Below are 9,095 nucleotides of genomic sequence, written 5' to 3'. Positions count from 1 at the left end.
ACCGTTTTGTGCCTGCCCAAGCCCCTGCGGGTCTGGGCGACGCCATGCGCTATGCGGTGCTGGGCGGCGGCAAGCGCCTGCGCCCGGTGCTGGTGCTGGCGGCCTGCGAGGCGGTGCAGGGGCATCGCGAGGCCGCCCTGCGTGCGGCGGTCGCGGCTGAGCTGATCCATGCCTATTCGCTGGTGCACGACGACATGCCCTGCATGGACAACGACATGCTCCGGCGCGGCAAGCCCACGGTGCATGTGCAGTTCGGCGAAGCCCAGGCCATGCTGGCCGGCGATGCCATGCAGGCCCTGGCCTTCGAGGTGCTGACGCCGGAGACCGGCGTGCCCCCCGAGCTGCAGGCCCGGCTGGTGCGTCTGCTGGCCCGTGCGGCCGGACAGGAAGGCATGGCCGGCGGCCAGGCCATCGACCTGGCCAGCGTGGGCAAGCCGCTGACCGAGGCCGCGCTGCGTGACATGCACCGCCGCAAGACCGGCGCGCTGTTGCAATGCAGTGTGCTGATGGGGGCGGCCTGTGGTCAGCCCGGCGACACCGGCTGGCAGGCCCTGAGCGACTACGGCGCCGCCATCGGCCTGGCCTTCCAGGTGGTGGACGACATCCTGGACTGCACCCAGGAGTCCGCCGTGCTGGGCAAGACCGCGGGCAAGGACGAGGACGCGAACAAGCCGACCTACGTTTCGGTCCTGGGTCTGGAAGCCGCCAACCAGTACGCCCAGCGCCTCTACACCGAAGCCATGCAGGCCCTGGACCGCTCCGGCCTGTCCGTGGGCTGTCTGACCTGGCTGGCCGGGCGTGTGGTGGACCGACAATACTGAACCCGGCACCATGGAAGCCCCTTCTCTTGTGCCGGTTGCGGAGCAATTTCCGATGAGCAAGCCCTCCTTGCTGGAGAACATCCACGGCCCGGAAGATCTGCGCAAGCTCTCCCGGCCCCAGCTCAAGCAGCTGGCCGATGAGCTGCGTCAGTTCCTCCTGCAGACGGTCAGCCGCACCGGGGGGCACCTGTCGTCCAACCTGGGCACGGTGGAACTGACCATCGCCCTGCACGCGGTCTACAACACGCCGCAGGACCGCCTGGTCTGGGACGTGGGCCACCAGTCCTACCCGCACAAGATCCTCACCGGCCGGCGCGAGGCCATGTCCACCCTCAAGCAGCTGGGCGGCATCAGCGGCTTTCCGCGGCGGGCCGAGAGCGAATACGACACCTTCGGCACCGGGCACTCGTCCACCTCCATCTCGGCGGCGCTGGGCATGGCGCATGCCGCCCGCCTCAAGGGCGAGAGCCGCAAGGCCGTGGCCATCATCGGCGACGGTGCGCTGACCGGCGGCATGGCCTTCGAGGCCCTGAACCACGGTGGCTTCCAGAGCGCGGCGGGCCTGCCCGACATGCTGGTCATCCTCAACGACAACGACATGTCGATCTCCCCGCCGGTGGGGGCGCTCAACCGCTACCTGGCCCGGCTGATGAGCGGTCGCTTCTACTCGGCCGCCCGCGAGGGCGCCAAATCGGTGCTCAAGAACACGCCGCTGTACGGCCTGGCCAAGCGCTTCGAGGAGCACACCAAGGGCATGGTGGTGCCCGATGCCACGATCTTCGAGGAGTTCGGCTTCAACTACGTCGGGCCGATCGACGGCCACGACCTGGACGCCCTGATTCCCACACTGGAGAACCTGCGCCAGGCCAAGGGCCCGCAGTTCCTGCATGTGATCACCCGCAAGGGCTGTGGCTACAGCCCGGCCGAGGAAGACCCGATCAAGTACCACGGCCCGGGCAAGTTCGACCCGTCCATCGGCCTGGTCAAGTCCGCCGCCCCGGCAGCCCAGACCTTCACCCAGGTCTTCGGCCAGTGGCTGTGCGACATGGCTGCGGCCGACGAGCGCCTGGTGGGCATCACGCCGGCCATGCGCGAGGGCTCGGGCATGGTCGAGTTCGAGCGGCGCTTCCCCACCCGTTACCACGACGTGGGCATCGCCGAGCAGCACGCCGTCACCTTCGCGGGGGGGCTGGCCTGCGAGGGGCTCAAGCCCGTCGTGGCCATCTACAGCACCTTCCTGCAGCGCGCCTACGATCAGCTGATCCACGACGTGGCGCTGCAGAACCTGCCGGTGGTCTTCGCGCTGGACCGGGCGGGTCTGGTCGGTGCCGACGGCGCTACCCACGCCGGGGCCTACGACATCGCCTTCCTGCGCTGCATCCCGAACATGAGCGTGCTGACGCCGGCCGACGAGGCCGAGTGCCGCCGCGCGCTGACCACGGCCTACCGCCAGAACCACCCGGTGGCTGTGCGCTACCCGCGTGGCGCCGGGGCGGGCACCGTGCCGGCGGCCGAGCTGGACGAACTGCCCTGGGGCCAGGGCGAGGTCCGCCGCGAAGGCCGGGGCGTGGCCATCCTGGCCTTCGGCACGCTGCTGTACCCGGCCTTGCAGGCCGGCGAGAAGCTGGATGCCACGGTGGCCAACATGCGTTTTGCCAAGCCGCTGGACAAGACCCTGGTGCTGGACCTGGCCCGCCGCCACGAAGGCCTGGTCACGATCGAGGAAGGCTGCATCGCCGGCGGTGCCGGCAGCGCGGTGATGGAGGCCCTGGCCGAAGCCGGTGTCACCGTGCCGGTGCTGCAGCTGGGCCTGCCCGATGAGTTCATCGAGCATGGTGACCACGGCAAGCTGCTGGCGCTGTGCGGGCTGGACGCCGCCGGCATCGAGGCCGCGGTGCGCCGCCGTTTCGGGGCCCCGCTGGCCCTGGTGAAGCCGGCCGCGGCCTGAGCCCGGCCACCGATGGACTTTTCGCACTCATAGCACAATCGGGGGTGGCCGGCATCAACCCTGCGCCAGCGGGGTTGCCGGTTCGCTGTCACATTGACAGCCTGCATCCTCTGCCGTTCCCATGAATACCCTGACCGACGCCCTGCACATCCCCGACACCCAGAGCGAGCGCGACGAGCGCCACCTCGCGATCCAGCGCGTGGGCGTCAAGGACGTGCGTTATCCGCTGAACCTGCGGGTGGCCGGTGCGGTGCAGTCCACCGCGGCGCTGTGGAACCTGGACGTGGCCCTGCCGGCCGACAAGAAGGGCACCCACATGTCCCGCTTCGTCGCCTGGCTGGACGCCCAGAGCGAGCCGCTGGACGCAGCCGGCCTGGCCCGTCAGCTGGACGTGATGCTGGACAAGCTGGGTGCCAGCGATGGCCGCATCGAGGCCCGCTTCTCCTTCTTCATCCGCAAGAAGGCGCCGGTCTCGGGCCTGCAAAGCCTGCTGGACTACGCCGGGGCCTTCATCGCCGAACGCAAGGACGGCCGCACGGCCATCTGGGCCGAGGTGGGCGTGCCGGTCAAGAGCCTGTGCCCCTGCTCCAAGGAAATCTCCGACTACGGCGCGCACAACCAGCGCTCGCTGGTGACCATCCGCGTCGAGCTGAAGGACCCGGTGGCCGGTGCCATCGAATGGCAGGAACTGGTGCGCTTTGCCGAGGAATCGGCCTCCAGCGAGATCTGGCCCATGCTCAAGCGGGCCGACGAGAAGTGGGTGACCGAGCGCGCCTACGAGAACCCCAAGTTCGTCGAGGACCTGGTGCGCGATGTGGCCCTGCGCCTGAACGCCGATGCCCGCATCGGCCACTACCGGGTGGATGTCGAGAACTTCGAGTCCATCCACAACCACTCGGCCTGGGCGCGCATCGAGCGCTGAACCCGCCTGGCCCCCCGGGTCAGAACAGCGACTGCCCGGTCAGGGTGGTGAAGCGCTCCAGCGCGTAGCTGCCGGCCAGGGAGTTGCCCGAGGGCTCCAGCTCGGGCGACCAGACGCACACCCCCAGCTGGCCCGGGATGTGGCCGACGATGCCGCCGCCCACGCCGCTCTTGGCCGGAATGCCCACGCGGAAGGCGAAGTCCCCCGCCGCGTCGTAGGTGCCGCAGGTCAGCATCAGGGCCGAGAGCCGCTTGGCGGTGCTGGCGCTGACCACCCGCTCACCGTTCCAGGGGTTCACCCCGCCGTGGGCCAGGAAGGCCACCGCCCGCGCCAGGTCCACCGCATCCATGCGGATGGCGCAGTGCCGGCAGTAGGCCGCGATCACCTCGTCCACCGGGTTGTGCAGGTTGCCGAAGCTGCGCATGAAGTGGCCCATGGCGCGGTTGCGCTCGGCCGTGGCCATCTCGCTGCGGGCCACACGGTCGTCGTACTGCAGCGTGGCGTTGCCCGACAGGCGCCGCACGAACTCCACCAGCGCCGTCTCCGGGTTGACGAAGCGGGTGCACAGCACATCGGTCACCACCAGGGCGCCGGCGTTGATGAAGGGGTTGCGCGGCTTGCCTTGTTCGGATTCCAGCTGCACCAGCGAGTTGAAGGGGTTGCCCGAAGGCTCGCGGCCCACCCGCTGCCACAGCGCGTCGCCCACGCACTGGTAGGCCAGGGTCAGCGCGAACAGCTTGGAGACCGACTGGATCGAGAAGGCCACCCGGGCGTCGCCGCAGGTGCTGACCTCGCCGTCCAGCGTGACCACGGCCATGCCGAACTGGTCGCCCCGCACCTTGGCCAGCTCCGGGATGTAGCTGGCCACGTGGCCCTGGCCCAGCAGGGGCTGGATCTCGGTGCGGATCTGGTCGAGGACGGTCGGGTAGTCGTGGTCGGGGATGCTCTGGCTCATGGTGAGACCCAGTCTAGCGCCGCACCTTACCGGCCGCGCCCAGGCTGCGGCGCAGGAATTGCCCGGCCACGAAGATGTCCTTCTCCACCGCGCGCCGCGCCCCGGCGCTGTCGCCACGCGCCAGGGCCTTCACCAGGTCCTCATGCGCGTCGTTGAGCACGGCACCGGCCTCGGGCGTGTCGAACAGCCGGTTGGAGATGGGGCCGGCCTTGAGCCACAGCGTGTCGATCAGGCCGAACAGTGTGGGTGAGCCGGCGGCCTTGTACAGCAGCACATGGAAGTCCTCGTTGGCGGCCAGGTAGTCGTTGCCGTCACCGCGGGCCAGGGCCTGGGCCATGCGCTGGCTCAGGGCCTGCAGCCGGGCCTGTCCCTCGGCGTCCAGCCGCAGCGCGCCGCGCTCGGCGGCCTCGCCTTCCAGCAGCATGCGCATCTGCAGCAGGTCGTCGAACTCGGGCACCGACAGCCGGGGCACCGCCACCCCGGCATTGGGCACGTTGACCACCGCGCCCTCGGCGGCCAGGCGCTGCAGGGCGGCGCGCACCGGCATCTGGCCCACGCCCAGTTGGGCCGCCACGGTGCGGATCTTCAGCCGCTCGCCGGGCAGGAAGCGGCCCACGGTGACCCACTGTCGCAGCGTGGCGTAGATCGCGTCCTGGTGGGTGGCGGCCGCCGGCGGGGCGGGGGTGTCGTTGTCGGCGGGCATGTCAGCGGGGCAGGGCGGGGACGCGCAGTGTAGGCCTCAGCCCGGCCGGGTCTCGCCGACGAAGGCGTCGAAGCTGGCCACCAGGCGGTCCACATCGGCCGCCGTGGTGTCGGGGCAGACCAGCATCATGTTGTGGAAGGGCGTGATCAGCAGGCCGCGGTTGAGCAGGTACAGGTGGACGATCTGCTCCAGGGCCGGGTCGAGGATGGCATCGGCCTGGCTGCCGTTGCGCGGCGGCGTGGGCGTGAACTGGAACTCGGTGCGGGCGCCGACCTGGGTCACGCACCAGGGCAGGCCATGGCGGGCGATGACGTCGCGCAGGCCATCGGCCAGGCGCTCGGCCAGGGCAAACATCCGCGTGTAGGCGGCCTCGGTCATCACCTCGGCCAGGTTGGCGCGCATCGCGGCCAGGGCCAGCAGATTGGCCGTCAGCGTGGTGCCAATGCCGCTGTGGCCCGGCGGGGCGTCGCGCTTGGCTTGTTCGGCGCGGCGGGCCGCCTCGGCCGAGAAGCCGTAGACCGCGCAGGGCACGCCGCCGGCCACCGGCTTGCCCAGCACCAGCAGGTCCGGCTGCAGGCCGTGGGCCCGGGTGTAGCCACCAGGGCCGGTGCTGATGGTGTGGGTCTCGTCGATCAGCAGCAGCGTGCCGTGGCGCCGGCACAGGGCCTGGGCCGCTTTCCAGAAGCCGGGCTCGGGCAACACCATGCCGATGTTGGTCATGGCCGGCTCGGCCAGCAGGCAGGCCACCTGGCCGTCGGCCAGTGCGGCTTCCAGCGCGGCCAGGTCGTTGAACTCGACGCTGCGGGTGCTGCGGGTGATGTCCACCACCTGGCCCAGCAGGCTGTCGCGGGTGCGGGGCTGGCCGTCCACCAGGTCCACGAACACGTCATCCACCGTACCGTGGTAGCAGCCGTTGAAGATCAGCACCTGGTCGCGGCCGGTCAGCGCCCGGGCCCAGCGGATGGCGAAGCGGTTGGCGTCCGAGGCGCTGAGCGCGAACTGCCAGATGGGCAGGCCGAAGCGCCGGGCCAGTTCCTCGCCCACCCACACCGCGTCCTCGCCGGGCAGCATGGCGGTGATGCCCTGGGCCGCCTGGTGCGCCAGGGCGGCGGCCACCGGCGCCGGGCTGTGGCCGAACATGGCGCCGGTGTCGCCCAGGCAGAAGTCGGTGTAGGCGTGGCCGTCCACGTCCTGCAGCCGCGCGCCCCGGGCGCTGGCCACATGCAGGGGGAAGGGGGTGGACCAGTCGTTCATCCAGTGCAGCGGCACGCCGAACATCAGGTGCTGGGCGGCGCGCTGGGCCAGGGCCTGGCTGCGCGGGCGGGCGGCGGCATAGGCGGCGCTCTCGCGCTGCTGCAGGGCGGACAGGCGGGCCGGGTCCAGGCCGGCGCGCAGGGTCGGGGCAGTGTTCATGTCGGTGGGCATCAAGGGGTCTCCGGCCTTCAGACCAGCAGCAGCAGGTGCTCGCGCTCCCAGGAGCTGATCACCCGGTTGTAGGTGGCGTACTCCAGCTCCTTCACGGCGCAGAAGGCGTCGACGAAGCTGTCGCCCAGCACTTCGCGCATGGGGGTGCAGGCGCGCATGCGCTCGATCGCATCCTCCAGATGGCGGGGCAGTTCGTGGGCCACGTTCCAGGCGCTGTCGCTGGTGGGCTCCGAGGGGGTGAGCTGCTCGACCATGCCCAGGTAGCCGCAGGCCAGGGTGGCGGCCATGGCCAGGTAGGGGTTCACGTCCACGCCGGGCACGCGGTTCTCCACCCGGCGCGCGGCCGGGCCGGACTTGGGCACCCGGATGCCGCAGGTGCGGTTGTCGTAGCCCCAGCGCACGTTGATGGGCGCCGACATGAAGGGCGCCAGCCGCCGGTACGAGTTCACATAGGGCGCGAACATGGGCATCAGCTGCGGGATGTAGGTCTGCAGCCCGGCGATGTAGTGGGCGAACAGCGGGCTGGCGCTGCCGTCGGGCTGGCTGAAGATGTTGCGTTCCTGCTCGTCGTGGATGCTCTGGTGGATGTGCATCGCGCTGCCGGGCTCGGCCTCCATCGGCTTGGCCATGAAGGTGGCGAAGATGTTGTGGCGCAGCGCCGTCTCGCGCACGGTGCGCTTGAACAGGAAGACCCGGTCGGCCAGCTCCAGCGGTTCGCCGTGGCTGAAGTTGATCTCCATCTGGCCCGGGCCGGCCTCGTGGATCAGGGTCTCGACGCCCAGCTGGTGCAGCTCGCAGAAGTTGGAGAGCTCCATGAAGAAAGGGTCGAAGTCGTTGACCGCGTCGATCGAGTAACTCTGCCGCCCGGCCTCGGGCTTGCCGGTGCGACCCAGCGGCGGCTGCAGCGGCTCGTGCGGGTTCTGCTGGCGGGCCACCAGGTAGAACTCCATCTCCGGCGCGACGATGGGCTTCCAGCCGCGGTCGGCGTACAGCTTGAGCACCCGGCGCAGCACGCCGCGCGGCGACAGCGCCACCGGCGAGCCGTCCCATTCCTGGCAGTCGTGGATGACCACCGCCACCGGCTCCGCCGCCCAGGGCACCAGGCGCACGGTGGCGGCGTCGGGCACGCAGACCATGTCCGGGTCGGTGTCGCCGACGAAAGGGCCGTTGTCCGGCTGCTGGCCGTTGACCGTGTTGAGCAGCACGCTCTTGGGCAGGCGCATCTCGCCGGCGGCCTGGAACAGGTCGCGCGGCAGGATCTTGCCGCGGGCGATGCCGGTCATGTCGGGGATCACGCACTCCACCTCGTGGATGCGGTGCTGGGCAAGGAAGCTGTCGAGCAGGGAGGCCATGGGCGGGGTGGGAGTCGCGATGGATGGATGCTAGCAGGAATTGCTTTTGTGATCACAAATTGATTCTCGGATGAATTTTGAGCTAATTGAATTCATATATGTGATCTGAAATTGCTGAGCCTCGCCCCGCTCTCCCGCCCCCCGGCAGGCAGGCGACAATCGCCGCCTTGCCTGTCAACACGTCTTGCTGCCATGTCCATCCTTGTTCTCAACGGCCCCAACCTGAACCTGCTCGGCACCCGGGAACCCCAGATCTACGGGGCCGAAACCCTGGCCGACGTGGAGTCCCGGCTGGCGCAGGAGGCGCAGGCCCTGGGGCTGCCGCTGCAGTGCTTCCAGAGCAACCACGAGGGCGCGCTGATCGACCGCATCCACGCCGCCCGGCTGGATGGCACGCGGGCCTTCATCGTCAACCCCGGGGGCTTGACCCACACCAGCGTGGCCCTGCGCGACGCCTTTGCCGGCGTGGCCTTGCCGGTGGTGGAGGTGCACATCAGCAACGTGCACCGGCGTGAGGAATTCCGCCACCACTCCTTCATCTCCGGCATTGCCGAGGCGGTGATCGCCGGCCTGGGCACTGAGGGCTACAGCGCCGCCCTGCGCTTTCTGGCCCGGCGCCTGGCCGCGGCGCCTGCAGCGTCACACTGAAAGGGGTTTACCCCGATTCATTCGGGGAAGCCTGGGACGAAGTGTCAGGAAAGGATGACGTTTGTGCGTCATGCCCGACCCGAGCTTCGACAGGCTTCCCGAGATGACGAGCGACCCGACCGCCCCCGCCCTGGTGTCCCGTGCCCCCTTCGAGGGGGCGACCCTGCTCTTGGTGGACGACGAATCGGGCGTGCTCAACGCCCTGCGCCGGCTGTTCCGCGGGCAGGGCTACACGGTGCTGCTGGCGTCCAGCGGTGCCGAGGGGCTGCAGATCCTGGCCCAGCAGCCGGTCGATCTGGTGCTGTCGGACATGCGCATGCC

The 9,095-nt window shown here is 70.0% G+C and carries 9 protein-coding genes; 5 read left to right on the top strand and 4 right to left on the bottom strand.

Going from position 1 to position 9,095, the window contains the following annotated elements; all coding sequences use genetic code 11:
- The 3 genes from I73_RS26305 to folE2 all read left to right on the top strand — a co-directional run.
- A partial coding sequence (locus tag I73_RS26305) for a polyprenyl synthetase family protein (protein WP_022979806.1) occupies nt 1-821 on the top strand: 821 nt, incomplete at its 5' end.
- A gap of 52 nt (nt 822-873) precedes the next feature.
- Nucleotides 874-2,769, top strand: a complete 1,896-nt coding sequence (gene dxs, locus I73_RS06120; protein WP_022979805.1) for a 1-deoxy-D-xylulose-5-phosphate synthase — start codon at nt 874-876, stop codon at nt 2,767-2,769.
- 121 nt (nt 2,770-2,890) lie between these two features.
- The gene (gene folE2 / locus I73_RS06115) at nt 2,891-3,691 is read left to right on the top strand and encodes a GTP cyclohydrolase FolE2 (protein WP_022979804.1); all 801 of its coding nucleotides are present in this window, start codon (nt 2,891-2,893) and stop codon (nt 3,689-3,691) included.
- Between the two features lie 19 nt (nt 3,692-3,710).
- Here folE2 and I73_RS06110 read toward each other — a convergent pair whose 3' ends face one another.
- Genes I73_RS06110 through I73_RS06095 form a run of 4 tightly spaced genes read right to left on the bottom strand, consistent with a single transcriptional unit; the run spans nt 3,711 to nt 8,126 of the window.
- Nucleotides 3,711-4,646 carry a glutaminase gene (locus tag I73_RS06110; protein ID WP_022979803.1) on the bottom strand — a complete coding sequence of 312 codons (936 nt, stop codon included), beginning with the start codon at nt 4,644-4,646 and terminating at the stop codon, nt 3,711-3,713.
- A gap of 13 nt (nt 4,647-4,659) precedes the next feature.
- Nucleotides 4,660-5,349 (bottom strand): GntR family transcriptional regulator, encoded by a 690-nt coding sequence (locus I73_RS26300; RefSeq protein WP_022979802.1) that lies wholly within the window; start codon nt 5,347-5,349, stop codon nt 4,660-4,662.
- Between the two features lie 36 nt (nt 5,350-5,385).
- Entirely contained in the window at nt 5,386-6,762 is a 1,377-nt protein-coding gene (locus I73_RS06100; RefSeq protein ID WP_040499728.1) for an aspartate aminotransferase family protein, read from the bottom strand.
- A gap of 29 nt (nt 6,763-6,791) precedes the next feature.
- Complete coding sequence (locus I73_RS06095; protein ID WP_022979800.1) at nt 6,792-8,126, bottom strand: glutamine synthetase family protein; 1,335 nt, start codon at nt 8,124-8,126, stop codon at nt 6,792-6,794.
- 192 nt (nt 8,127-8,318) lie between these two features.
- Here I73_RS06095 and aroQ point away from each other — a divergent pair, with 192 nt between their 5' ends.
- Both aroQ and I73_RS26295 read left to right on the top strand, forming a co-directional pair.
- Nucleotides 8,319-8,774, top strand: coding sequence for a type II 3-dehydroquinate dehydratase (gene aroQ / locus I73_RS06090; protein ID WP_022979799.1), 456 nt, complete (start codon nt 8,319-8,321; stop codon nt 8,772-8,774).
- Between the two features lie 103 nt (nt 8,775-8,877).
- Nucleotides 8,878-9,095: response regulator (locus tag I73_RS26295; protein WP_148289707.1), on the top strand; the 218-nt coding region annotated here is incomplete at its 3' end.

Origin of the sequence: Ideonella sp. B508-1, from assembly GCF_000333615.1 — a bacterium.
Taxonomy (GTDB): domain Bacteria; phylum Pseudomonadota; class Gammaproteobacteria; order Burkholderiales; family Burkholderiaceae_C; genus Ideonella.
The sequence above is the reverse complement of the archived record's forward strand: the minus strand, read 5'-3'. Positions and strand labels throughout refer to the sequence as shown.

Excerpts from the sequence above, each read along its gene's own strand:
- dxs (WP_022979805.1), top strand. The coding sequence starts at position 874 with ATGAGCAAGCCCTCCTTGCTGGAGAACATCCACGGCCCGGAAGATCTG.
- folE2 (WP_022979804.1), top strand. The coding sequence starts at position 2,891 with ATGAATACCCTGACCGACGCCCTGCACATCCCCGACACCCAGAGCGAG.
- I73_RS06110 (WP_022979803.1), bottom strand. The coding sequence starts at position 4,646 with ATGAGCCAGAGCATCCCCGACCACGACTACCCGACCGTCCTCGACCAG.
- I73_RS26300 (WP_022979802.1), bottom strand. The coding sequence starts at position 5,349 with ATGCCCGCCGACAACGACACCCCCGCCCCGCCGGCGGCCGCCACCCAC.
- I73_RS06100 (WP_040499728.1), bottom strand. The coding sequence starts at position 6,762 with ATGAACACTGCCCCGACCCTGCGCGCCGGCCTGGACCCGGCCCGCCTG.
- I73_RS06095 (WP_022979800.1), bottom strand. The coding sequence starts at position 8,126 with ATGGCCTCCCTGCTCGACAGCTTCCTTGCCCAGCACCGCATCCACGAG.
- aroQ (WP_022979799.1), top strand. The coding sequence starts at position 8,319 with ATGTCCATCCTTGTTCTCAACGGCCCCAACCTGAACCTGCTCGGCACC.